The organism is Blastomonas sp. (genome assembly GCF_046294995.1).
Lineage (GTDB): Bacteria > Pseudomonadota > Alphaproteobacteria > Sphingomonadales > Sphingomonadaceae > Blastomonas.
Map to the genome: position 1 here is coordinate 546,990 of NZ_JBKBOG010000001.1, position 23,275 is coordinate 570,264.

Consider the following 23,275-nt stretch of genomic DNA (forward strand, 5'->3'; position numbering starts at 1 on the left):
CAGCGCAGTTCGGTCCGCTGCGTCCGGGATGCGCGGGCAGACGAGCATGCATATTGGAATATTTGGCAAGTGCTGGGGTCCTCGGACTGGCGTTGGCACCTTGTGCCGCTGGATGGCGAAGCTGTTCAGACGGAGCCGATGATGGACGGACAGCCTTCATGATGTTGAACGCGGTATCGATCCGCACCGTTCCGCGCCGTGGGTGGGTTTAAGTCTTGGCGCTGCGCTTGGCGGCACGTTTTGCGGGGGACTTGGCTACAGCAGCCGTGCCTGACGGCGGGGTATCGCCAGCCGGCACGGTGACGTCTGAGGACGTCTTCGGGCGGCCTTCCGGCGTTGCCGCTGGATCGGCAGCAGAAGATTTCCGCTTTGCTGCGGGTTTCTGGTCTGCCTTGATGCCGGCCGCCTTGCCTGATCTGGCCGACTTCGACCCAGTCTTGGCCGACCCAGTCTTGGCCGACGAAGCCTTGGGCTCTCCCTCGAAAGGCTTCGTCCCAGCAGCAGCGTTTTCGATTTCGACGCTCGCCATTTTCCAGTGCTCTTCGGCGCGGTTTTCGGGTCGGCCTTCGCTTTCCCAAATGGCGTGCGCGCGTTGACGGATCAGATCGTGCCTGTCCATGTCGTCTCCTCAGGATGCGGGGCGCGACGCTCTCGTCGCTATTGTCTGACACATTATCGCGGCGTGAAGCAAAAGGTTCCAAGGTCATTCGAGCCAGCGCGCGGGCCCTGGCAATTGCAAAATTGTCATGCACGCGGGAGCTTTGACCCAGCGCACACGTATACAGGTCTCCCGCAATTCGGGCGTGGGTTAGAGAGGCTGGGCGAGGTGGCGACGAAGACGGATTCTCCCGGAGATGGGCTGGTGTTCACCAGCGATGACCAGCCCGGCATCACCCGCGTGAAGCGCGGGCGGGGATTCAGCTACCACCTGCCCGATGGATCTTTGCTGAAGGACCGGGCGATGCTGGACCGCATCCGGGCGCTCGCCATCCCGCCTGCCTATGTCGATGTATGGATCTGCAGGAAAGCCAACGGCCACCTTCAGGCGACGGGCCGCGATGCGCGGGGGCGCAAGCAATACCGCTATCACGCCGATTTCCGCGCGGCACAGGATACGGCGAAATTCTCTCGCCTGATCGGTTTTGGCGAGCAGTTGCCGTTGATTCGCGAGCGGATCGACAGCGCGATGCGGCTGCGCGGCAACCAGCTTGAACGGGTGTGCGCGACGATCATCCATCTGCTCGATTCCACCGCGATCCGGATCGGCAATCCGGCCTATGCCGCAGACAACGGATCGTTCGGGCTGACGACCTTGCGCCGCCGCCACGTCAAGCTCGACTCGTCCAGAATCCGCTTTCGCTTCAGCGGCAAGAGCGGCCGGAAATGGGATCTGTCGGTCGATAACCGGCGGGTCGCGCGTGTCATTCGCAGCCTGCAGGAGCTGCCGGGTCAGGAACTGTTTCGCTATGTCGATGGCGATGCCGTCAAGCCGGTGCATTCGGAGGATATCAACGGATATCTGCGCGAGATCAGCGGTGGAGAATTCTCCGCCAAGGATTTTCGCACCTGGCATGGCACCGTGCTGGCAGCGGTATCGCTGGCGCAGTTGCGCCAGAGTGATCCCGAGATGAAGCCCGATGCGGCGATCCGCACGGCCGTGGCGGAGGTTGCGGCGATCCTGCACAACACGCCGACCGTCTGCCGCCAGTCCTATGTCCATCCCGCGCTGCTGGAAGCCTATCACGACGCGCATCCGCTGTTTGCCAAGATGGTGCTGCCGCACCAGCCGGTGACCGGACCGCCGCACTTTGCCGCCGCCGAACGCGACGTGCTCGCCTTCATGAAGAAGGTTGCCGCCAAGGACTGAAAGCGGCTTTGCGGCAACCGCGCGAAATTGCCGCTCCGGGCAACGATCGGCGGCTGAAACAGTAAATGGCCTGAGCAGGGGCCAAGCGCCGCGAACCATGACACTGTGCGGCGGCCTGGGAGGCCGCCGACCAAATTTTTCCGGGGATATCGATGGCCGAAAAGCCGATAGTTCTGATCACGGGCGCAGCCGGCAACATCGGCCGATCGCTGGCAAAGGCGCTCGGCCGCGATTATCGGGTCGTCGGCCTCGACATGGCGGAAGGCGATACCGACTTTCCCGTCGTCGAGGTCGATCTGACCGACGCAGGCAGTGTCGATGCCGCGCTGGAGCAGATCGCGTCCGACCACGGTCGGCGCATTGCCAGCGTCGTCCATCTGGCCGCGTATTTCGATTTCAGCGGTGAGGACAAGCCGCAATACCAGGCGGTCAACGTCGATGGCAGCCGCAACCTGATGCGCGGTCTCCAGCGGTTCGAGGTCGATCAGTTCGTCTATTCGGGCACGATGCTGGTGCACGAGGCCTGCCGCCCTGGCGAGCGGATCGACGAGAGCCGCAAGATCGCTCCGGGCTGGGCCTATCCCAAATCCAAGGCCAAGGCCGAGCAGGCGATCAGCGAGGAACGCGGCGAGATCCCCGTGGTCTACCTCCACCTCGCCGGTCTGTATGACGAGCGCACATCGGTGCCCACCTTCGCCAACCAGATCGCGCGCATCTACGAGCGGGATTTCCAGAGCCACCTGTACTCGGGCGATACCGATGCCGGGCAGGCGATGATCCACCGCGAAGACATGATCGACGCCTTCGTCCGCACGATCGACCGGCGGGACCGGTTCTCCGACGAAACCGTGATCCTGATCGGCGAGGCGGATGCCATCGGCTATGACGATCTGCAGGACCGTCTTGGCGCGCTGATCCACGGCGAAGAGGATTGGGCGACGCTGCGCGTGCCTGCCGCTGTCGCAGGCGTGGGGGCGTGGGTTCAGGACAAGGCCGAGCCTGTGATCCCCGATGCGATCGACCAGGGCGAGCGTCCGTTCATCCAGCCTTTCATGACGCAGATGGCAAGCGATCACTACGCGCTCGATACGGCGCGCGCGCGCGAGATGCTCGGCTGGCAGCCACGCCACAGGCTGGCGGATGTTCTGCCCGAGATCGTGGAGACGCTCAAGCGCGACCCTGCTGCATGGTACGAGGCAAACCGCATCCCGGTGCCGCCCTTCGTTTCCGACGCAGAGGCCGTAGGTGAAGACCCCGAGGCGTTGCGCGTCCGGCATGAGCAGTGGCGGCGCGCGGCGCATGGCGAAACGCGCTGGGCGCACTTCGTCAACATTGCGCTTGGCCTGTGGATATTGGTGCAGCCGGTCATCGTTCAGGTCGAAGAGCCCGCGCTGTTCTGGTCCGAAATCGTGCTCGGCGCAGCGCTGATCGGCTTTGCCTCGCTCTCGCTGTCCTGGCGCATGGCGTGGGCGCGGTGGGCAAGCGCTGCGGTGGCAGCAGGGATCATGGCAATCCCGTTCGTGTTCTGGACGACCAATCCGGCCTCCTTCCTGTCGGATACCCTGGTGGGCGCACTGGCCTTCGGGCTGGCGGTGGGAACGAGGCCCGAGCCGGGTACATCGGTGGTCGCGGCGATGACCGGTCCGGATGTTCCTTCGGGATGGACCTATAACCCTTCCAGCTGGGTACAGCGGGTACCGATCATCCTGCTGGCGCTGATCGGCTTGCTGATTGCACGCTACCTGACCGCGTACCAGCTCGAGCAGATCGATGGCGTGTGGGACCCGTTTTTTGCCGGGTTGCCTGCCGACCCTTCCAAAAACGGGACCGAAACGGTGATCACTTCATCGCTGTCGCAGGCGTTCCCGATCCCCGATGCGGCGCTGGGCGGTTACACCTATGCGCTCGAGATCGTGACCGGAATCGTCGGTTCGCGCGCGCGCTGGCGGACGATGCCGTGGCTGGTGTTCCTGTTCGGGCTGATGATCGCGCCGCTCGGCGTGGTGTCGATCCTGTTCGTGATCATCCAGCCGATCGTCATCGGCACCTGGGCGACGCTCACTCTCGCCGGTGCAGCGGCTATGCTGATCCAGATCCCCTATTCGCTCGACGAGCTTCTCGCGACGTTGCAGTTCGTCCGGCGGCGCTCGAAGGCCGGTCAGCCATGGCTGAGGGTGTTCCTGTTCGGCGATACCGACGACGGCGAACGCCAGGAGCAGAAAGACGAGTTCGATAACGGTGCCGGTGCGGTGCTGAAGGACATGTGGGTGGGCGGTGTGAACCTGCCGTGGAACCTCGCCTGTGCCGCCGTGCTTGCCGCGACAATGCTGTTTACGCGGATCACCTTCGGGGCGGATGGGACGATGGCGCACAGCGATCATGTCATCGGCTTCCTTGCGCTGACCATCGTCTCGCTTGCCACGGCGGAAGTCGCGCGCGCGGTGCGCTATTGCCTTATACCGCTGGGCGCTGCGTTGGTGGTCACTCCGTTCCTGTTCGATGCCAGCACGGTCCATGCGGCTGCCAACGTCGCAATTGGCCTGGCGCTGATTGCGCTCAGCCTGCGCAGAGGCTCGGTCCACGAACGCTATGGATCGTGGCATCGCTACATCGTCTGACCAACACCGGAGTTTTCATGCCCATTACGACCAACCCCGAATGGCAGCAGCTGGCGCTTTATGCCGGTGGCGCCGCGTTGCTGCTGATCGTGCTGTTCAACATTCCCTTTGTCGGGAGAATCCTGCGTTCGCTGTTCTCGTTCGGATTGCTGGCTCTGTGCCTGTTCGTGTTGTTTCAGCAGGCGCCGTTCGATGCCAACCTGTCGCGGCTGACGTCGCGGCTGGGCCTCGACAATCAGGAGGTGGTCGGCAACGAAGTGCGCCTGCGCATGGCGAACGACGGGCATTTCTGGGCGCAAGCATCGATCAACGGGGTCGAACGGCGGATGCTCGTAGACAGCGGAGCGACCGTGACCGCGCTCTCGCAAGCGACGGCCGACGAGGCGTCGGTGACGGGCGCAGGGACCCTCCTGCCGGTGATCCTCCGCACCGCCAATGGATCGGTGCAGGCGCAAACCGGGACCGTCGAACGGTTGACGCTCGGCAATATCGAGGCCCGCAATCTCAAGGTCGTGACCTCGCCCGCGCTTGGCAATGTCGATGTGCTGGGAATGAACTTCCTGTCGCAGCTTGAATCGTGGCGGGTCGAGGGCCGGGTGCTGGTGCTCGTCCCCAAGCCGGGCGATCAGAGCGGCGAGTTGCCGGCGAACTGAGCCAGGGCCGACGCGCTGCCAATCGCGATCGGCGCGCACCACGCGCCAGGATCGGCGCCGCCGTCATCAAACCCCGGGAAGCTGGCCCAGCCGCCTGTGGCGGAGTGTTGCAAGACATCGCCCATGGCCGCGCGGACCAGCGCCAGGCCGCCGGCGACATCCCAGATATTGGGCCGCTCGAACCATGCCATTTCGAGCATTCCGGCGGCCACGAAGGCGCATTCGATCGCGGCCGATCCGGTCTTGCGCCCATCCCAGCCATGCGGCGCCCCTGCTTGCGCACGAGGCTCGCCTCCAAGTCGCCTGCGGATGGCGGGATTGGCAGCGGTCGCGACCGGCGCGCCGTTGAAGCGAAGCTGGCCGCCAGCGGCTGCATGATACACCCCCGGCTCGAGCATGTGGCTGGTGCTGCACCATACTGCGCCGGCCACCGGCTGCCCGTGATAGAGCACGCCCACCGATGAAGCGAACAGCGGGAAACCGTTGATGAAGTTGGCGGTGCCATCGATCGGATCGACCGCCCACAGAAAATCGTGCCCCAGGCTCGGCCGGTGATCGATCTCCTCGCCAACGATGTCGTGGTCCGGAAAACGCTCGCTCAGCCGCTGGCGGATCAGCGTTTCGACGCGATCGTCGATGTCCGACACCGGGTCGCGAAACGGGGTCGGATTGTCCTCGGCGCCCTTGTACTGGATCCGCAGCATGCCGCCCAGCGCGGCGCGAATTTCGGTGCCGCCGATCTGGGCCAGCTCCACCGCGACATCCTCTATTTCGGCCAGCAGCGTGGCGTCGGGCGGCACGAGGCGATCGGTCATCCATCTTCTCCAGCGTCGAGTATCCTGACCCAGGACGAGCGCACCCGAACATCGACGGTTCCGGTCAGGTCCTCGTCGGGCGACCGGTCGTCCAGCCGGATCGGTCTCTCGTGCACCGTGATGCGGACCGACACGGCCTTGCGCGCAGGGGCGGGGCATGGCCAGTCGTCGGGCCTTTCCATCCAGCGCAACAGGTCTTCGCGCTGTTCCGGCGTTATGATCACCACATCGAGAAGGCCGTCATCGGGCACGGCTGCTTCCGCCAGCGCGAGCCGCGATCCGACGAAGCCGATGTTCATCGCCTCGATCATCAGACAGTCACCTTCCCAGTCCCACTCGTCCGAGGCGACCGCGCAGTGGAACGGTTCTGCCCTGGCCAGCGCCGCTGCAAACGCTGCACGGCCATTGTCGCGCTTTTCGGCAGGGCTGGCCGGTTCCTCGTCGGTTTCTTCGAAAGAGTCGGTCAGCACGCCGGTGCCCAGCGCTTCGAGAAACGGTTTGCAGCCCCACGGGCCATCCGCTTCGCAGCGGTCGAGGCGAGTCCAGGCATCGAGCGACCAGCGCCGGGGCAGGTCGTGCCACGGACCACCGACGCCCAGCGCATGCGCGATGTTGTTCGACCCGCCCAGCGGGAGGATGGCGATGGGGCGGCCGGTGTCCTCGAGCGAGGCGACGACATCTGCCACCGTTCCATCGCCACCAGCGGCAATGACAAGATCGACCGGGCGGCGCAGCGCATCGGCAAGATCGTCCTGGGCGTGCGCGCAATAGATGGTCTCGATGCCCACATCGTGCAGCACGGCTTCGATTTTCTTGCGGGGAACAGGATCGGTGCCAGCCTGGGCGTTGTGGACGAGTAGCGCGCGCATGGATGCTCCGACAGGGGGGCGGGAAAGGTGTCCAGCCGTTACGCTGCGGCTGTTCAAACCGTTCCGGCAGTCGTCCGATCGAAAGAAAGGAACCGGCCCATGCGCTGCACGTAAGTCGAGGCTGTGACACAATGCGGGGAGAAGCACATGGCCAGCAAATTCGATGCACATCGCAGCGGCGATGCCGCCAGCAATGCTTCCGCGCTGCAGGTCGCCATCCGCGAATTCCTGCGCGAGCCGAGGCTGGTCGGATCGGCCTTTCCGGCCTCGGGCGTTCTGGTCGACAGGCTGCTCGCACCGGTGGACTGGTCGAAGGCGCGGGTCGTCGTCGAGTACGGCCCGGGGTCGGGGCCGCTGACGCGTGCCATGCTCTCAAGAATGCCGCGCGACAGCCGGTTGGTTGCGATCGACGTCAGCCGCGATTTCACGCGGCATCTGCGCCGCACGATCGATGATCCCCGGCTGCTGGCGATTACCGACTCCGCGGCATCGGTCGCTGCAATCCTGGCGGATCACCGGCTGGGGTCGGCCGACGTCATCGTGACAGGGATCCCGTTCTCGACCATTCCCGCGCGCACAGGCAGCCATATTCTCGATTTGAGCGCCAAGGTGCTGGCGGATGATGGCGCTGTGCTCGCGTACCAGATGCGGCGGGCGATCGCGCCGATGCTCAAGCAGCGCTTCGCCGAGGTGGAAAAATCCTTCGTCTGGCGCAACATTCCGCCCTGCCATCTTTATTGGGCGCGCCGCCCGCTCCCGCTAAAGCAGCCACTCGATCGGAAGCATGCTCCATAACACCACCTGCGCGCGGCGCAGCAGCGTTGCGCCCGGATCATGGTGATGGTGGACGGTCCCATCGGGAGTCGCATCTATCCACAGCAATTTGCCCTGCGGTGTCAATTGCACCTCATAAGCGCGGTGGCGCAGCGGCTCGTTGAACAGGTGCTGCAGCCGCTCGGCGAGCACCGGGCTGTCCATCAGGAAGCCAAGCTCGGTGTTCAGATGCATCGAGCGCGGATCGAAGTTGAACGACCCGACGAACAGCTTTCGCCCGTCGATGGTGAAGGTCTTGGCGTGTAATGACGATCGGCTGGAGCGTGGCAGGCTGCCGAGCACACCGCTGCGGGTCGATGGATGGCGCGGCGCATCGCCCTTCATCTCCCACAATCGCACCCCGGCCCGCAGCAGCCGCTTGCGATACCGCGCATAGCCTGCGTGGACCACCGCGACGTCGGTGCTCGACAGCGCGTTGGTCAGCACGTCGACCGAGGCGCCCTGCGCCGATAGCGATTCGAACATGGCGGCACCGGATTTGGCGGGCACGAAATAGGCCGAGACCAGACCCAGTTGCTGTCGGGTCTCGCGCATGATCGCCCCGATCGCGCCGAGCGGTGCAGGGTCGCGCGGTTCCTTGCCGAGCGCCTTGGCCGGATCGTCGCTCAACATCGTCACCGGGACCCATTCATAGTCGATGTCATCATGGGTGAGCGGATCGGCATAGGATCCGGCGCGCGTATCGTTTTCGACCGCCGCCGCATAGTTTCTGGCCAGGCTGCTGGTCTCGATCAGTGCGCGTGTCTTGCGCGCGACTTCGGCCTGCGCGCCCGGCCCGGCTCGTGGCAGGATCAGCGGCGCGGGGTACGCACTCGCACTTGTCCAGTAACGCCCGAAGTCCGCCGCCATCTCGGGAACGATCGCACCGATCGCGAGCACGTCGAGGTCGGCGAATTCGGGCTGGTCGCCGGGTCCGAAATATTCGTCGCCGATGTTGCGCCCGCCGATGATCGTCATCTGGTTGTCGGCGGTCAGGCTCTTGTTGTGCATCCGGCGGTTGAGCCGGAAGCAGTCGAGCAGATAGCCTGCGATCTTGGGCTTGCGGATCACGAACGGGTTGAACAGCCGCACCTCAATATTGGGATGGGTCTCCAGCGCCGCGAGTTCATCGTCCAGCTTGGCGATGCCGTTGTCGTCGAGCAACAGCCGGACCCTGACCCCCCGGTCCGCCGCCTCGCGCAGTTCCTCGAGCAGCAGCAGACCCGCGACATCCTCGCGCCAGATGTAATATTGGACGTCGAGGCTCACGTCCGCCGCGCGGATCAGCTTGACCCGCGCCACATACGCGCCGCGCGAATCGGACAGCGGCAGGATGCCGGAAAGGCCGGGATGGGCCGCTTCCAGACCCGCGATCGCCCGCCCGATCCGGCAGTGCGGCGTATCCTGCGGCGGTGGCAAAGGCGGCTCGGGAGGAAGCGTCGGCAGGCGAAACGCCAGCCTCAGCGCGATCCACAGCGCGGCCAGCCCCACAGGCGCCAAGATATGCCACGGAATTGCGTTCATCGCGGGGTGGTCGGGCGCTGGCCGGGCAGTTTCAGGCGCGCCCAGACGGGCAGGTGATCGGACGCCATCGCCGCCAGGCGGCTGGCGTGGACGGCGGCATCCTCCACCGCCAGATCGGACGACACGAACATCCGGTCGAGATGCGCCACCGGCCAACGCGCAGGAAAGCTGGGGCCGGGGCGGATATGCTCGAAATGCCGGACCAGATGCAGCAGGCCCGATGGCTCGCGCCGCCACTCGTTGAAATCGCCGGTGATCAGCGTGGGGCGTTCTTCCTCCTGGCCATGAACATGGCCGAGCAGTGCCTTGAGCTGACGCGGGCGCCACAGGCCCGAAAGGTCGAGGTGCGCGCCGACGACCCGCAGCGGGTGTCCGTCGATCGCAAGGTCGGCCAGCACCGCGCCGCGCGGCTCGAGCATCGGCAGCTTCAGTCGCTCGCCGCGCAGGATATCGACCCGCGGCGAGACCAGGATGGCGTTGCCATGCCAGCCGATGCCATGGCGCGCGGTCGATACCGGCACCACCTGCCAGCCAGCTTCCGCCACCAGGGCCGCCGGAAGCGCGCTGTTGCGCTCGCCCAGGCGGCGGTCGGCCTCCTGCAGCACCGCGATATCCGCGCCGGTTTCCGCCAATACGCGCATGATTCGCTCAGGATCGTGCCTGCGGTCGTTCCCGATCGCCTTGCGGATGTTGTAGCTTACGACACCGAAGGTTTCGGGACTGTCGGCGGTCATCGGATGGCAGGCCTTGTTGCGGGGCGGGGGTGCGAGGGTATTGCGATAGGCTATTGGCGCAATAACCGCCAGATGCCGCGCGGGTTGCTATCCGGCAGGCGGCGGTACCAGCCCCATGGTCTGCAGCAGCGCCGCCTGCACCAGCATAGTCACCAACCAATAGCCGCCCGCGCTCGCAATGGCGCCGGCGCGAATGCCGATCACGCTGAGCGTGACCACCAGCACGGGCAGAACGAATCCCACCCAGATGATGAAGGCGCTGCCCAGCGCCATCGTCCACGGCGAAGCTTGATCCGGCGCCAGGATCACCGCGCCGGCGAGGATCGCGGTCAGCCAGAATTCGGCGACGAAAGCGGCGACCGCGACCCTGGCACCGATGCGCAAGCCCGACAGCCGCGCCCAGATATACCCGATCCCGAGTCCCGCAAGCGTCGCGACAAGGATCGGCACGATGTTCAGCCAGATATAGATCACGGTCGGGGCATCCTCATGTGGCAGCAAGTATTCACCATAGGACGAATCATTGCGATAGCCATGCCCCGCCGAATGTGAAAAGCCACTGCAGCCATGTTGAGGCTCCGCCAGAAAGGCAGATTGCCATGACCAGACTGCATATCCATTCCGAACGGCATCTCGTCGCGCGTATCGGCTGGCTGCGCGCAGCGGTGATGGGGGCCAATGACGGTATCGTCTCGACCGCCAGCCTGATCATCGGCGTCGCTGCGGCATCGACGCAATCGGGCGACGCACTGGTCGCGGGAACCGCAGGGCTGGTCGCGGGCGCGATGTCGATGGCGGCGGGGGAATATGTCTCGGTCAGCTCGCAACAGGACACCGAAACTGCCGACATCGAGCGCGAACGCGGCGAGCTGGCGGACGACAACGATGCGGAGATCGAGGAACTGGCGGGGATATACATGGGACGCGGGCTGGATGCCGAGACCGCGGGGATAGTCGCGCGCCAGCTGATGGCGCACGATGCGCTGGGCGCGCATGCCCGCGACGAGCTGGGCATATCGGCGTTCACCACCGCGCGCCCGGTCCAGGCGGCGCTGACGTCTGCGGCGACCTTCTCGGTGGGTGCGGCGCTGCCGCTGGCGATGGTGCTGGTCGCCCCTGCCGAAAGGTTGCCCGTTGTCGTAGCTGTCGCATCCTTGCTGTTCCTCGCGCTGCTGGGCGCGGTCGGTGCGCGGGCAGGGGGTGCATCGCTGTGGCGCGGCAGCGTCCGGGTAACCGTGTGGGGCGCGATCGCGATGGCATTGACTGCGGCAATCGGGGCGATGGTCGGGACGGCGGTCTGACGAGGTATCGGATTTCCATGCGCGGGTTTTCCGGTGGCCGACGGTGCATCGGGTTGCTATAAAGGACTGAATTCACGCAGCGGGGGTGGCGACGATGGCAATCGGGTTCAAGGTCAACGGCAGCGATGTCAGCGTCGAGGCGGATGCCGATACGCCGTTGTTGTGGGCGCTGCGCGAGGAACTGGGCCTCACCGGGACCAAGTTCGGTTGCGGCATTGCCGCCTGCGGAGCCTGTTCGGTGCATGTCGAGGGCCGGATCACCCGCTCGTGCAGCGTGCCGATCAGCGACATTGCGGGCAAATCGGTCACCACGATCGAAGGGTTGCGCGGCGCAGATGGCGCACTGCATGCGGTCCAGCAGGCCTGGATCGATGCGCAGGTACCGCAGTGCGGCTATTGCCAGTCGGGACAGATCATGGCGGCGGTCGCGCTGATCGAAGCGACGGGCAGCCCCAGCGACGAGCAGATCGACGAGGCGATGACCAATATCTGCCGCTGCGGCACCTATCCGCGCATCCGCAAGGCTATTGTCGCTGCCACCGGGCGGGCGGCGACAGCGCTGCAGGGAGAGGCATGATGGCAGACAATCCCAGCCCGCATCTCGATACGCCGGTCGAGGCAGCACCGCCCAAGAAAAAAAGGGGCATCGTCCGCCGCGCCTTTCTGGTTGGCAGCGCGCTGCTCGTCGGCGGCGGCGCCTTCGGGCTCTATTGGGGCGACAGCTCCGCCAAAGCGCGCGCAAAGGCGCTGACCGAAACGGGCGGGGACCACAATTTCCTCAGCTGGATGAAGATCGCCGAAGACGACACCGTCACGGTATATTCGCCGCACATCGATTTTGGCCAGGGCAGCCACACCGCATTGGGCCAGATGCTGGCCGATGAGCTCGATGCCGACTGGAGCAAAGTCAAGGTCGAGCAGGCGCCCGCCGATACCGCGTTTGCCAACACGCCGCTGGGCAAGGGCTTTCTTGCCGAGATGTCGGGTGCGCCCGGGGTGATCAACGCGCTGCCCGGGGCCATCATCTCGATGATCGCGCGCTCGCTGCCGTTGCAGATTACCGGCGGTTCGTCGGCGCTGCGCTACACCGGCCAGGTCGGCATGCGCACCGTCGGCGCCGCGGTACGGCTGGCGCTGATCGAGGAAGCCGCCGACCGCCTGAGCGTTCCAGCGAGCGAGCTGACCACGGCAGACAGCAAGGTGCTGCACGCCCAATCGGGCAGGTCGCTGCGTTATGGCGAGCTTGCCGCCGGCGCGGCGGAACGCTCTATGACCAGCGATCCGGTGCTCAAGACGCGCGACCAGTTCAAGCTGATCGGCAAGCCGGTTCCCCGAATCGACATCCCCGCCAAGGTGGATGGCAGCGCGATATACGGCATCGATTTCACGCTGCCCGACATGCGCGTCGCGACGATCGCGGCGGCACCGGTGCGCGGCGGCAAGCTGGTATCGGTGGACGAAAAGCCAGCGCTGGGCGTCACCGGCGTGGAAAAGGTGATCAAGCTCGACGATGCGGTGATCGTCGTCGCCAAGCGCTACTGGCAGGCGCAAAAGGGGCTGAAAGCACTCAGCCCGAAATTCTCCGATGGCGGCCATGGCGATGTGTCCACCGCCTCGATCTACGCCGCACAGGACGCCCTGCGCAAGGCAGGCAAGCCCGACAACGAGGGCGGCGACGGCGATGTCGATGCGGCGTTTGGCGTGGTGGGTGCCAGGACCGTCAGCGCGGATTATCGCGTCCCGTTTCTGCACCACGCGATGATGGAGCCGTTCGCGCTCACCGGCCATTACAAGCAGGGCAAGCTCACCTTGTGGGGCGGCCTGCAGGACCCGCTCTCGACCCGCGCGCGCGCGGCGAAAGCGGCCGGCATCGGTATCGACGACGTCGTGTTCAACCCGATGATCATGGGCGGCGGCTTCGGGCGGCGCTTCCCCGACATGACCGAGATCATCGATCAGGTGGCGCTGCTCGCCAAGCAACTGCCCTATCCGGTCAAGCTGATCTGGAGCCGCGAGGAGGATGTGCGCCATGGCACCTATCGCCCGCAATCCTCGGCGCACCTGCAGGCGACGTTGGGCAAGGACGGCAGGATCGCCGCATGGCGCACCGATTATGTGCAGAGCGGCGATGCCGAGGGCGAAACCAGCTTCATCTACGCGATCCCCGCGACTTCGCGGCGGCATTTCAGCTATCAGTCGAACCAGATCGATGGCCCGTGGCGCTCGGTGAATTCGACCCAGATGGGGTTCTACAACGAATGCTTCATGGACGAGCTGGCGGCGGCGGCGGGCGAGGAGCCGTACCGGTTCCGTCGCAAGCATCTGCCTGCCGGATCGCGGCATCTCGCGGTGCTCGATGCGGTCGCGAAACGCTCGGGCTGGGACAGTCCGCTGCCCGACGGGGTGGGGCGCGGCATGGCGATCGTCGAGAGCTTCGGCACCATCGTTGCCGAGGTGATCGAGGCGACCTTGCGCGAGGATGGCAGCCCCAAGGTGCTCAAGGCGTTCGCGGTGGTGGACTGCGGCACCACGGTCAATCCGCTCAACGCCGAGGCGCAGATCGCAGGCGGGCTGATCATGGGGCTGTCGTCGGCGATCGGCGAGGCGATCACGCTCGACAAGGGCGCGGTGGTGCAGAGCAACTTCAACGATTACAATCTGCTCAAGCTCGCTGATGCTCCGCCGGTCATCGACGTGCACTTCATCGAGAGCGGCGCGAAGATGGGCGGGATCGGCGAACCCGGTCTCCCGCCTGCGTCGCCTGCGCTGGCCAACGCGCTGTTCGCCGCGACCGGCAAGCGCGTCCGCGCGCTGCCCGTGCTGACCCAGGCCAAGGCCTGAGCGAAGCGCGCGCCTCGAGCCTGCAAGATTGGGGCGCGCTGGTGCTGGCGGCAGGCGCCGGGCGGCGCTTTGGCGGCGGCAAATTGCTCGCCGATCTGGATGGCGCACCGGTGATCCGCCGCACGGTCGAGGCGGTGCTGCAGGCAGGCTTCGGCGATGCCGTCGTCGCGACCGGCGCGCAGCACGACGAACTGGCGAAGGCGCTGAATGGTCTCGATTGCCGGATCGTCCATACGCCGGGCTGGGATGAAGGCATGGCCGCCTCGATCCGCACCGGCGTCGGCGCGATGGCAGAGGGAGCCGAAGGGCTGTTCGTCTTTCTGGGCGATATGCCATTGGTCCTGATCGATCTATGCGTCCCATTGGCGGAGCTGGCCAACGCGTCGGGCTATGCCGCGCGGCCCAGAGTGGCAGGAAAGCCCGGCCACCCGGTATGCTTCGTCGGCAGTGCTCTCGGCGATCTTGCGACGTTGCAGGGCGACCAGGGCGCCGCGCATCTGCTCAAGCACAGACCCTCGGGCGTCGCCTATCTGGACACAGCCGATACCGGCGCGGTGCTCGACATCGATTCCCTCGAAGACCTTGCCGCTGCCGAACGCGCGTGGAAATCGCGCGCTACATCGGCGACCAGCGACAGCGCGATATCGCGCGGCGCCTTGCCAAATCCCTGAAGCCCGATCGGCGCGTGCATCTGCGCCAGCCGATCCTCGCTCACGCCGTGATCGCGCAGCCGCTCCTGCCGCATCGCCAGCCGCGCGCGTGCGCCGATCGCCCCGACATAGAACGCGTCCGACTTCAGCGCGCGGGCAAGCGCGCGCTCGTCGTCCTCGCGATCGTGTGACATCACCGCGACAGCGGTCCAGCGGTCCAGCCCGATCGCGTCCAGCGCGTCGGCCGCGGCGGTGCGGTGATAGCCGATGTCGGCAAAGGGCGGCTGTTCGGGACCGTTGGGCGTGATCAAAATGACCTCGATCCCCGATTGTTGCGCCAGCGCCGCGCTCGCCATCGCGGTGGCATCCTCGCCGATCAGGACCAGCCGCAGCACGGGTTCGCAAAGCCGGGCATACTGCTTGCCATCCCAGAGCGGTGGAAGCCCAGCGGATGGCGGCGTGACGCGGCGGGTTCTGCCGTCGCTGCTCCAGAGCACCGGGGTGCGCGCAGCATAAGCGTCGAGCAGCGCGGCGACCGCAGGGTCATCGCCTGACACGGGCTCGACTAGCACCGATATGCCGGTGCCGCAGGCGAGCTGGATATCGATCCACGGGCTGCCCTCGCCATAACGCAGCAGCCTTGGCTCAGCGCTCGCCATCACCTCGCGGCCATGCCGGGCGACGTCGGCTTCGATGCAGCCGCCGGACAGATAGCCCCAGTGCTCGTCTGCAGTGATCAGCATCTGTGCGCCGATTTCGCGCGGGGCCGGGCCCGAGGTCTCGACCAGGGTCGCGATGGCGCAGGCGGCGTTCGTCGCGCGCACATCCATCAGCAGCGGCCGGATATCATCAACCTGCGCTGCGAGATGCCATCTGCTCATGTCATGCCTGTGATCGGGGAGGGGAGCGCCCGCTGTACTGGCCTGCGACGCCGTTCGCAATCGCCTTGCCGCTGATCCGGGCGTTCATCCCACCGTTTGGAGGAGAGCTTGCGCTTGGTCGGCGTGTTGACCTAAAACACACCCCGAAGCTCAACCGGGCTGGGGGAAAAGCGAAGCAGATGAGCCTGCCGTCGGCGGCATTTTCCGGGCTGGCAATGATCTTGCTGCTGTTCGCGGTAGCGGCGGTGGTGGAAAGCCGACGCGGATCGATGATGCGGCGGCCGCAGCTCAGACATGCTGCCTACACGCTGGCGTTGGGCGTCTACTGCTCGAGCTGGACCTTTTACGGCGCGGTGGGCAGCATCGTGCGCGATGGCTGGCAGTATCTGCCGATCTATCTTGCCCCGATCTGCCTGTTGCTGGGCGCGCCGCGCTTCCTTCGACGGCTGGCGCAGGCGGTGGCCGAGGAACAGGCAACCACGGTCTCGGACTTCATCGCAGCGCGCTTTGGCCATGATGGCGGGGTGGCGCGGCTGGTGACGCTGATCGCGCTGGTTGGCACCATCCCCTATGTCGCGCTGCAGTTCCGCTCGATCGGCGGCGCGCTGGCCTTTGCCTCGGGTCAGCCGATCACCACGGTGACGATGATCGGATCGGCGGCGTTGCTGGCGTTGTTCGCCATCCTGTTCGGCGCGCGCCGCTATGAGCTGGCCGGGCGCAGCGAGGGGCTGGTTTACGCCATCGGGCTGGAGTCGGTGATCAAGATCGTCGCGCTGACGGCTGTGGCGGGGGTCGCGGTGTGGATGCTCGCGAACGCCCAGAGCGTGGCGGTCGACGAAGGCATGACCCAGCTTGCCGCCAACTTCCGGCCAGAGCGGCTGTCGGTGGAATTCGGCGTGATCTTCCTGATCTCGATCATGGCGATCATCGCGCTGCCGCGTCAGTTCTACATGGGGCTGGTCGAGGCGCACGATCCCGGCTCGCTCGACCGCGCGCGCAAAGGGCTTGCGGGCTATCTTGCGATCATGGCAATCATGGCGTTGCCGATCGCACTTGCCGGCGCAAGCCTGATCCCCGGACCGGAGACGACCGGTGCTGACCTGTACGTGCTGCAGGTTCCGGCGTTCGGAGGGACAGGGGCGATCCTGGTGCTGGCGCTGGTCGGTGGGATCAGCGCGGCGGCATCGATGGTGATCGTCGATTCGACCGCGCTGGCAACAATGGTATCGAACGATCTCATTTTCCCCGCGCTGCTCCGCCGCAGGCAGGGCGATGCCGCCGAGGGCGGGCTGGGCCGCCGCATGCTGCTGGCCCGCCGAGTGTCGATCCTGGGAATCGTGGCAGCCGCGCTGGCCTGGGCGCTGTTGATCCCGGCGCGCAATTCGCTGGCGTCGATCGGGCTGATCGCCTTTGCCGCGATGGCCCAGTTCACCCCGCACCTGATCCTTGCCACGCAGGGCAAGGGACGCGATGCGCTGGCGGCAAAGGTGAGCCTGAGCATCGGCTTTGCGCTATGGCTGTACACGCTGGCGCTGCCGCCGATACTGCCACCAGCGTGGCTGGACACGCTGACCGGCACGCTGCTCGATCCGCTGCGGCTGTTCGGCATCGGCAACGCATCGCCGCTGGTGCATGGCGTGGGGTGGAGCCTTGGGGCCAATCTGTTTGCCTATAGCATCGTGGCCGCGCGCAACGTGCAGGCGCCGCCGCTGCCGTGGCAGCTGCGCGGCCAGCAGAAGATCAGCGATCTTGATGATCTTGCGCGGCTCACCGCCAGCTTCGTGGGCATCGAGCGGGCGCAGACCGAGTTTCCGGACGCTGCGCCCGGCGTGCCGATCAATCGGGCTGCGGCGCAGCGCGCGCGCGACCTCATCGCCCGCGTGGTCGGAGCGTCTTCGGCGCGGGCGCTGGTGGCATCGGCGCTGGCGGGCAGCCAGATGAGCCTCGCCGATGTCACCCGGCTACTGGGTGAGCGTGGCCAGTCGCTGCGCTTCTCGCGCGAGCTGCTGGCGGCGACCTTCGAACATGTCGATGCCGGGATCAGCGTGGTCGATGCCGAAATGAACCTGGTCGCGTGGAACGGGCAGTATCTCGACATTTTCGGCTATCCGCAGGGGCTGGTCCGCGTCGGCACGCCGATCGCCGATCTGATCCGCTACAACGCGCGGCTTGGCGATTTCGGGTCGGAGGATATCGAGCACCATGTCCGCAAGCGCCTAAGCCATATGCGGCGCGGGCAGGCGCACAGCTTCGAGCGGCAGCGCAAGGATGGCCGGGTGATCAAGACCGTTGGCGGGCCGATGCCCGGCGGCGGCTATGTCACCAGCTTTACCGACATCACCGACGAGGCGCGCACCCGCGACGAGCTGGAGCGCACACTGGCTGAGCTGGAACAGCGCGTCGCCGAGCGCACCGGCGAATTGAGCGCCGCCAACCGCCAGCTCGCCGAGGCGACGCGCGACAAGACGCGTTTTCTCGCCGCCGCGAGCCATGATCTGCTCCAGCCGCTGCACGCCGCGCGGCTGTTCACTGCCGCGCTGTCGCGCGACGCTGAGCCCAACACCCAGATGCTCGCAGGCCGGGTGGACAGCGCGATCAGTGCCGCCGATGGCCTGATCCGGGCGCTGCTCGACATCAGTCGGCTCGATGCGGGCGGGGTGGAGCCGAGCCCCGAGCCGGTCGCGCTGGCGCCGTTCCTTACCGATCTGGCGCAAAGCTTCATGCCGATGGCCGAGGGCAAGCAGTTGTCCCTGCGCATCGGTGCGCTGATCGGCGATGTCCACACCGATCCGGGGCTGCTGCGTTCGGTGCTGCAGAACTTCCTCTCCAACGCGCTGCGCTACACGCAGCAAGGCGGCGTGCTGATCGGCAGCAGGCGGCGCGGGGACCGGGTACGGATCGATGTCTACGACACCGGGGTCGGTATCGCGCCCGAGCAGATTGACAGCATCTTTACCGAGTTCACCCGGCTGGGCGAGGTCGAGGCCGACGGGCTGGGGCTGGGACTTGCGCTCGCCGAGCGGATCGCGCGGCTGCTGGGTGGCGCGATTTCGGTACGTTCGGTGCCGGGCAGGGGTAGCCGGTTCAGCCTGTCGCTTCCGCTTAGCGCACCACAGACGCAAGCGGCGGTGCCCGCGCGCACGGTGCCTACGCACAGCCCAGCGCGCGCGCTGCGGGTGCTGGTGATCGATAACGATGCGCTGATCGTCGAGGCGATGCTGTCCTTGCTGACCAGCCTGGGCCACAACGCGACCGGCGCTACCGATCCGGTGCAGGCGCTGTCGGCGGAAGGGCCGTTCGATGTGGCTTTGGTCGATTTCCACTTGGGCACCGCGACCGACGGGCTGGCGCTGATCGCGGCGTTGCGGCTGCAGCACCCGGGCCTGCCTGCCGCGCTGGTGACCGCACAAGGCTCGCCCGAGCTGGTGCGGCGCGCAGGTGCATTGGGGGTGCCGGTGATCGCCAAACCGGCGGCGGCGGCAGAGATCGTGGGATTTCTCGCCGAGGCCGCGGGCCCGGCCTGACATCAATGCCTGAGGTTGAGCCCCAGCGAGCGCGCGACCAGAGCGGCCTGGGTGCGGTTCTGCACGCCCAGCTTGCGCATGATCACGGTCATGTGCGCCTTGACCGTCGCCTCGCTCATCGCAAGGTCGTGCGCGATCTGCTTGTTGAGCTTGCCGTCGAGAACTTCGATCAGCACCTTGAGCTGGGTCGGGGTAAGCGAGGCGATTTCCTGCTGCACTTCTTCGTGTGGGCCGCTCGGCGCAGGCTTGGCGGTACGTCCTCCCAGCGCTCGCGCGATCGCCTGTTCGATGCTGTCTAGGTCGCTGTCCTTGGACAGGAACCCCACCGCGCCCAGTTGCCGCGCCTCGTCGGCGACGCCCGCGCCTTCCGCGCTCGATACGACGAGGATCGGCACCTCGGGCCGCTCGGCATGGAGCAAGGCTATTCCCGAATAGCCAACCGCGCCGGGCATCTTGAGATCGAGCAGGATCAGGCGCAGACCCTCGGCCGAGCCTGCCGCACGCGCGGCGGCGGCGAGCGTGCCGCTTTCCAGAATCTGCGCCTGCGGAGCCACCCTGCCGACCGCCAGGATCAGCGCCTGGCGGAACAGCGGGTGGTCGTCCGCGATCAGGATCGTTTCTATGTCGCTTCTGCCGGTTGGGGTCTCTCAGCGACAAGATGATCGACAACCGATGGATCGGCAAGCGTCGATGTATCGCCCAGATTGGTGAGGTCGTTCTCGCCGATCTTGCGCAAGATGCGGCGCATGATCTTGCCCGAGCGGGTCTTGGGCAGCGCGGGGGTGAACTGGATAATATCGGGGGTGGCGATCGGGCCGATCTCGCGGCGTACCCATTGCACCAGCTCGCGGCGCAGCGCCTCGTCGGGCTCGACCTCGACATTGGTGGTGACGAAGGCATAGATGCCCTGGCCCTTCACATCGTGCGGCATGCCGACGACCGCGGCTTCGGCCACCTTGGGGTGCGCGACCAGCGCGCTTTCGATCTCGGCTGTGCCCATCCGGTGGCCCGAGACGTTGATGACATCGTCGATCCGCCCGGTAATCCAGTAATAGCCGTCCTCGTCGCGCTTGCAGCCGTCGCCGGTGAAATACAGCCCCTTGAAGGTGGTGAAATAGGTCTGGAAGAACCGGTCGTGATCGCCCCAGACGGTGCGCATCTGGCCGGGCCAGCTGTCGGCGATGGCAAGGCAACCCTCGCCCGCGCCCTCGATGACCTCGCCTTCGGGGGTGAGCAGCAGCGGCTTGACCCCGAACATGGGCATTGCGGCCGACCCGGGCTTGAGCGCATGCGCGCCGGGCAGCGGCGTCATCATGCAAGCGCCGGTTTCGGTCTGCCACCAGGTGTCGACGATCGGGCAGCGGCCCTCGCCGACCACGCGGTGATACCATTCCCACGCCTCGGGATTGATCGGCTCGCCCACCGATCCGAGCAGCCGCAGCGACGAGCGGCTGGTCTTCGTCACCCAGTCGTCGCCCTCGCGCATCAGCGCGCGCAATGCTGTCGGCGCCCCATAGAAAATCTCGACCCGGTACTTGTCGACGATCTGCCAGAAGCGTGACGGATCGGGCCAGGTCGGGACGCCCTCGAACATCACCGTGGTCGCGCCCATGATCAGCGGGGCGTAGACGACATAGCTGTGCCCGGTGACCCAACCGACATCGGCGGCGCACCAGTAAACCTGGCCGGGGCGGTAATCGAACACGTATTGGAAGGTCATTGCCGCCCACACGGCATAGCCGCCTGTGGTGTGGAGCACGCCCTTGGGCTTGCCGGTCGAGCCCGAGGTATACAGGATGAACAGCGGATCCTCGGCGCTCATTTCCTCCGCCGGGCAGTCGGCCGACTGCGCAGCGACGCTCGCCGCCCAGTCCACATCGCGGCCATCGACCATCGGCACACCGGCACCGGTGCGCTTGAGCACGATGACGGTGTCCACTGCGACGCCATCATGGTCGAGCGCGGCATCGACATTGGCCTTGAGCGGCACGTGCTTGCCCGCGCGCAGGCCTTCGTCGGCAGTGACGACGATGCGGCTGTCGCAATCCTGGATGCGGCCCGCAAGCGCTTCGGGCGAGAAGCCTGCGAACACGATCGAATGGATCGCTCCGATCCGCGCGCAGGCGAGCATCGCCACCGCAGCTTCGGGCACCATCGGCAGGTACAGCGTCACCCGCTCGCCCTTGCGGACACCGTGCGCCTTGAGCAGGTTGGCGAAACGGCAGACCTGTTCGTGGAGCTCACGATAGGTGATCGAACGGCTCGCCTCGTCGGGGCTGTCGGGCTCCCACAGGATCGCGACGGTATCGCCGCGTTCGGCCAGATGCCGGTCGAGGCAGTTGGCGGCGAGATTGAGCGTGCCATCGGCAAACCACTGGATGCCGAAATCGGCCTCGTCGAAGCTCGTTTCCTTCACCCTGGTGAAAGGAGTGATCCAGTCGAGCCGCGCGGCTTCCTCGCGCCAGAAAGCATCGGGATCGTCGAGCGACAGGCGGTAGCGCTCGTCATACACCGATGCGGTGATCAGGGCATTGTCCGCCCAGTCTGCGGGTACGGGATAGCTGCTCTCGGCCATGATTGTCTCTCTCCTCGTCTGGATGCGTCTGCGGCGCATTGCTGGCGGCATGATAGCCCTGCGCGAACGCTGCCGGACCTTAGACAAAGGTCGTAGGCCTACGACCAAGGTCGGGCTGGCGACACATCGGCATTGAGCGAACACTGCATCCACTACCGACAACAAGCCGGAGCGGGATATCAGGAGAGGTGAGATGCCAAAGGCCGGATGCCGATCATGGCTGATATTGCTGGGAGCAAGCGCGCTGGTCGCGCCGCAGGTGGCTTATGCCCAAAGCGCCCGCGAACAGGCGCTGGAAGAGCGGCTGCTGAAGCTCGAAGCCGAAATGGCCGCATTGCGCGCCGATCTGGGCGCCGCGCGCAGCGAGCAGGCGCAGGCCGCAGCCGCCGCCAGCCAGGCCGCCGCGCGCAGCGAGGAGACCGCCACCAAGCTTGCCACGCTGGAAAGCAGACCCACCGCGCCCGCAGAGGGCTTCCGCGTCGGCGGCACCACCTTCAAGCTCGGGGGCTTCGTCAAGGCGGTGGCCAGCGCGACCCGGTTCGACGACGGCATGCTCGCGGGTGGATCATTGGGCAAGGAGTTCTACCTGCCGCAGCAGATCCCGGTCGGCGGCGCTGCGACCCGCGATTTCATGGCCAATGCCCGCCAGACGCGGCTGTTCTTTACCAGCTCCACCCCGTTGGGCGGCAAGGAGCTCAAGAGCCATATCGAATTCGACTTTGCGCTGGCGACCGCGCCTGCAGGCGCGCAGCGCGCCACCAATGCCTATACGCCGACGCTGCGCCGCGCCTTCCTGACCTATGACCGGTTCCTGATAGGTCAGGAATGGACCACCTTCCAGAACCCTGCGCTGCTGCCCGAGAGCACCGATTTCGTCGGCCCGCTCGAAGGCACCGTGTTCGTTCGCCAGATGATCCTCCAGTATCGCCAGCCACTGGGCCAGGGGCTCGATCTGCTGCTCGCGCTGGAAAATCCGCAGACCGAGACGGTCACCACGATCAATCCGGTGCTGAGCGACAACGATCAGGACCGCGTGCCCGATCTGGTCGCCAAGCTGGTGTACAAGAAGCCCAATCTCGACCTCCATCTGGCAGGGCTGGTGCGCCAGCTGTCGGTGCACGATGGCGGCGCTGGCGATGACTCGGTGGGATGGGGCGTGTCCGCCGGCGGCAAGTTCGCCTTCGGCCCCGATGGTCGCCATGATATCCGGCTGAGCGCCACGTATGGCAACGGCATCGGCCGCTATCTGGGCCTTGGCTATGCGCCCGATGCGGTGTTCGACCGCAACGTGCTGGGCAACCGGCTGCTCAATGTCGACAACATTGCAGGCTTCGCCTCGCTCAAGCTGGGCTGGACCACCAATCTGCGCTCGACCTTCGCTGCGGGCTATCAGCACGCCGACTATCCCGATGGCATCGCGATCCCGGGGCTGGCCAATGTTTCGGCCTATTCGATAGCCGCCAATCTGTTCTGGTCTCCGGTCAAAAATCTCGACATCGGCATTGAGGTCCGCCACGCCGAACGCGAGGTGGCGAGCGGGTTGAAGGGTCAGATGGACCGGCTGGAAATGGCAGCAAAATACACGTTCTGAAGACACCAAAAAGGAGTGG

At 66.1% G+C, this 23,275-nt stretch carries 18 protein-coding genes and 1 pseudogene; 10 read left to right on the top strand and 9 right to left on the bottom strand.

The annotated features are described in order from the left end of the window. Positions 1 to 208: 208 nt before the first annotated feature. Positions 209 to 619 (bottom strand): DUF2934 domain-containing protein, encoded by a 411-nt coding sequence (locus ACK4R0_RS02515; RefSeq protein WP_409669726.1) that lies wholly within the window; start codon positions 617 to 619, stop codon positions 209 to 211. Positions 620 to 826: 207 nt separating this feature from the next. Here ACK4R0_RS02515 and ACK4R0_RS02520 point away from each other — a divergent pair, with 207 nt between their 5' ends. The 3 genes from ACK4R0_RS02520 to ACK4R0_RS02530 all read left to right on the top strand — a co-directional run bounded on the left by ACK4R0_RS02520 (position 827) and on the right by ACK4R0_RS02530 (position 5,138). Continuing rightward, entirely contained in the window at positions 827 to 1,867 is a 1,041-nt protein-coding gene (locus tag ACK4R0_RS02520) for a DNA topoisomerase IB (protein ID WP_409669732.1), read from the top strand. 152 nt (positions 1,868 to 2,019) lie between these two features. Beyond that, positions 2,020 to 4,485 (top strand): NAD-dependent epimerase/dehydratase family protein, encoded by a 2,466-nt coding sequence (locus ACK4R0_RS02525; protein ID WP_409669735.1) that lies wholly within the window; start codon positions 2,020 to 2,022, stop codon positions 4,483 to 4,485. A gap of 17 nt (positions 4,486 to 4,502) precedes the next feature. Then, on the top strand, positions 4,503 to 5,138 hold the full coding sequence (locus tag ACK4R0_RS02530) for a TIGR02281 family clan AA aspartic protease (protein WP_409669738.1): 636 nt from the start codon (positions 4,503 to 4,505) through the stop codon (positions 5,136 to 5,138). On the opposite strand, the gene ACK4R0_RS02535 is transcribed toward ACK4R0_RS02530, so the two are convergent. Then, positions 5,111 to 5,953 (bottom strand): inositol monophosphatase family protein, encoded by an 843-nt coding sequence (locus tag ACK4R0_RS02535; RefSeq protein ID WP_409669741.1) that lies wholly within the window; start codon positions 5,951 to 5,953, stop codon positions 5,111 to 5,113. The two genes, ACK4R0_RS02530 and ACK4R0_RS02535, sit on opposite strands and share 28 nt — an antisense overlap. Continuing rightward, the gene (locus ACK4R0_RS02540; protein ID WP_409669744.1) at positions 5,950 to 6,822 is read right to left on the bottom strand and encodes a diacylglycerol/lipid kinase family protein; all 873 of its coding nucleotides are present in this window, start codon (positions 6,820 to 6,822) and stop codon (positions 5,950 to 5,952) included. Before ACK4R0_RS02540 ends, ACK4R0_RS02535 begins: the two co-directional genes overlap by 4 nt. A 147-nt stretch (positions 6,823 to 6,969) precedes the next feature. Here ACK4R0_RS02540 and ACK4R0_RS02545 point away from each other — a divergent pair, with 147 nt between their 5' ends. After that, the gene (locus tag ACK4R0_RS02545) at positions 6,970 to 7,617 is read left to right on the top strand and encodes a class I SAM-dependent methyltransferase (protein WP_409669745.1); all 648 of its coding nucleotides are present in this window, start codon (positions 6,970 to 6,972) and stop codon (positions 7,615 to 7,617) included. On the opposite strand, the gene ACK4R0_RS02550 is transcribed toward ACK4R0_RS02545, so the two are convergent. The 3 genes from ACK4R0_RS02550 to ACK4R0_RS02560 form a co-directional block, all read right to left on the bottom strand. Further along, on the bottom strand, positions 7,582 to 9,159 hold the full coding sequence (locus ACK4R0_RS02550; protein ID WP_409669748.1) for a phospholipase D family protein: 1,578 nt from the start codon (positions 9,157 to 9,159) through the stop codon (positions 7,582 to 7,584). The genes ACK4R0_RS02545 and ACK4R0_RS02550 overlap by 36 nt on opposite strands. Beyond that, positions 9,156 to 9,893, bottom strand: coding sequence for an endonuclease/exonuclease/phosphatase family protein (locus ACK4R0_RS02555; protein WP_409669751.1), 738 nt, complete (start codon positions 9,891 to 9,893; stop codon positions 9,156 to 9,158). Before ACK4R0_RS02555 ends, ACK4R0_RS02550 begins: the two co-directional genes overlap by 4 nt. Positions 9,894 to 9,980: 87 nt before the next feature. Further along, on the bottom strand, positions 9,981 to 10,367 hold the full coding sequence (locus tag ACK4R0_RS02560) for a hypothetical protein (protein ID WP_409669753.1): 387 nt from the start codon (positions 10,365 to 10,367) through the stop codon (positions 9,981 to 9,983). Positions 10,368 to 10,492: 125 nt separating this feature from the next. On the opposite strand from ACK4R0_RS02560, the gene ACK4R0_RS02565 reads away from it, so the two are divergent. The 4 genes and pseudogenes from ACK4R0_RS02565 to ACK4R0_RS02580 form a co-directional block, all read left to right on the top strand. Next, positions 10,493 to 11,194, top strand: a complete 702-nt coding sequence (locus ACK4R0_RS02565; protein WP_409669756.1) for a VIT family protein — start codon at positions 10,493 to 10,495, stop codon at positions 11,192 to 11,194. A 94-nt stretch (positions 11,195 to 11,288) separates the two neighbouring features. Next, positions 11,289 to 11,771, top strand: a complete 483-nt coding sequence (locus tag ACK4R0_RS02570; protein WP_409669759.1) for a (2Fe-2S)-binding protein — start codon at positions 11,289 to 11,291, stop codon at positions 11,769 to 11,771. Then, complete coding sequence (locus ACK4R0_RS02575) at positions 11,768 to 14,035, top strand: molybdopterin cofactor-binding domain-containing protein (RefSeq protein ID WP_409669762.1); 2,268 nt, start codon at positions 11,768 to 11,770, stop codon at positions 14,033 to 14,035. The genes ACK4R0_RS02570 and ACK4R0_RS02575 overlap by 4 nt, the downstream gene beginning before the upstream one ends. A 41-nt stretch (positions 14,036 to 14,076) precedes the next feature. Next, positions 14,077 to 14,535: pseudogene (locus ACK4R0_RS02580) on the top strand (NTP transferase domain-containing protein); the annotation flags it as partial. A 26-nt stretch (positions 14,536 to 14,561) separates the two neighbouring features. Here ACK4R0_RS02580 and ACK4R0_RS02585 read toward each other — a convergent pair. Then, entirely contained in the window at positions 14,562 to 15,566 is a 1,005-nt protein-coding gene (locus ACK4R0_RS02585) for an XdhC family protein (RefSeq protein ID WP_409669764.1), read from the bottom strand. Positions 15,567 to 15,745: 179 nt separating this feature from the next. Here ACK4R0_RS02585 and ACK4R0_RS02590 point away from each other — a divergent pair, with 179 nt between their 5' ends. Next, positions 15,746 to 19,090, top strand: coding sequence for a PAS-domain containing protein (locus ACK4R0_RS02590; RefSeq protein WP_409669767.1), 3,345 nt, complete (start codon positions 15,746 to 15,748; stop codon positions 19,088 to 19,090). A 2-nt stretch (positions 19,091 to 19,092) separates the two neighbouring features. Here the strand turns inward: ACK4R0_RS02590 and ACK4R0_RS02595 are convergent, their stop codons facing one another. Then, a complete protein-coding gene (locus ACK4R0_RS02595; RefSeq protein ID WP_409670872.1) occupies positions 19,093 to 19,713 on the bottom strand; it encodes a response regulator transcription factor in 621 nt (206 codons plus the stop codon). After that, positions 19,710 to 21,665 (bottom strand): acetate--CoA ligase, encoded by a 1,956-nt coding sequence (acs, locus tag ACK4R0_RS02600; RefSeq protein ID WP_409669770.1) that lies wholly within the window; start codon positions 21,663 to 21,665, stop codon positions 19,710 to 19,712. Before acs ends, ACK4R0_RS02595 begins: the two co-directional genes overlap by 4 nt. Before the next feature lie 193 nt (positions 21,666 to 21,858). Between acs and ACK4R0_RS02605 the strand changes: the two genes are divergently transcribed. Beyond that, a complete protein-coding gene (locus tag ACK4R0_RS02605; protein ID WP_409669773.1) occupies positions 21,859 to 23,256 on the top strand; it encodes a DcaP family trimeric outer membrane transporter in 1,398 nt (465 codons plus the stop codon). Positions 23,257 to 23,275: the final 19 nt, after the last annotated feature.

Coding starts and splice junctions, on each gene's coding strand:
- ACK4R0_RS02515 (WP_409669726.1), bottom strand. CDS start 619: ATGGACAGGCACGATCTGATCCGTCAACGCGCGCACGCCATTTGGGAA.
- ACK4R0_RS02525 (WP_409669735.1), top strand. CDS start 2,020: ATGGCCGAAAAGCCGATAGTTCTGATCACGGGCGCAGCCGGCAACATC.
- ACK4R0_RS02530 (WP_409669738.1), top strand. CDS start 4,503: ATGCCCATTACGACCAACCCCGAATGGCAGCAGCTGGCGCTTTATGCC.
- ACK4R0_RS02535 (WP_409669741.1), bottom strand. CDS start 5,953: ATGACCGATCGCCTCGTGCCGCCCGACGCCACGCTGCTGGCCGAAATA.
- ACK4R0_RS02540 (WP_409669744.1), bottom strand. CDS start 6,822: ATGCGCGCGCTACTCGTCCACAACGCCCAGGCTGGCACCGATCCTGTT.
- ACK4R0_RS02545 (WP_409669745.1), top strand. CDS start 6,970: ATGGCCAGCAAATTCGATGCACATCGCAGCGGCGATGCCGCCAGCAAT.
- ACK4R0_RS02550 (WP_409669748.1), bottom strand. CDS start 9,159: ATGAACGCAATTCCGTGGCATATCTTGGCGCCTGTGGGGCTGGCCGCG.
- ACK4R0_RS02555 (WP_409669751.1), bottom strand. CDS start 9,893: ATGACCGCCGACAGTCCCGAAACCTTCGGTGTCGTAAGCTACAACATC.
- ACK4R0_RS02565 (WP_409669756.1), top strand. CDS start 10,493: ATGACCAGACTGCATATCCATTCCGAACGGCATCTCGTCGCGCGTATC.
- ACK4R0_RS02570 (WP_409669759.1), top strand. CDS start 11,289: ATGGCAATCGGGTTCAAGGTCAACGGCAGCGATGTCAGCGTCGAGGCG.
- ACK4R0_RS02575 (WP_409669762.1), top strand. CDS start 11,768: ATGATGGCAGACAATCCCAGCCCGCATCTCGATACGCCGGTCGAGGCA.
- ACK4R0_RS02585 (WP_409669764.1), bottom strand. CDS start 15,566: ATGAGCAGATGGCATCTCGCAGCGCAGGTTGATGATATCCGGCCGCTG.
- ACK4R0_RS02590 (WP_409669767.1), top strand. CDS start 15,746: ATGAGCCTGCCGTCGGCGGCATTTTCCGGGCTGGCAATGATCTTGCTG.
- acs (WP_409669770.1), bottom strand. CDS start 21,665: ATGGCCGAGAGCAGCTATCCCGTACCCGCAGACTGGGCGGACAATGCC.
- ACK4R0_RS02605 (WP_409669773.1), top strand. CDS start 21,859: ATGCCAAAGGCCGGATGCCGATCATGGCTGATATTGCTGGGAGCAAGC.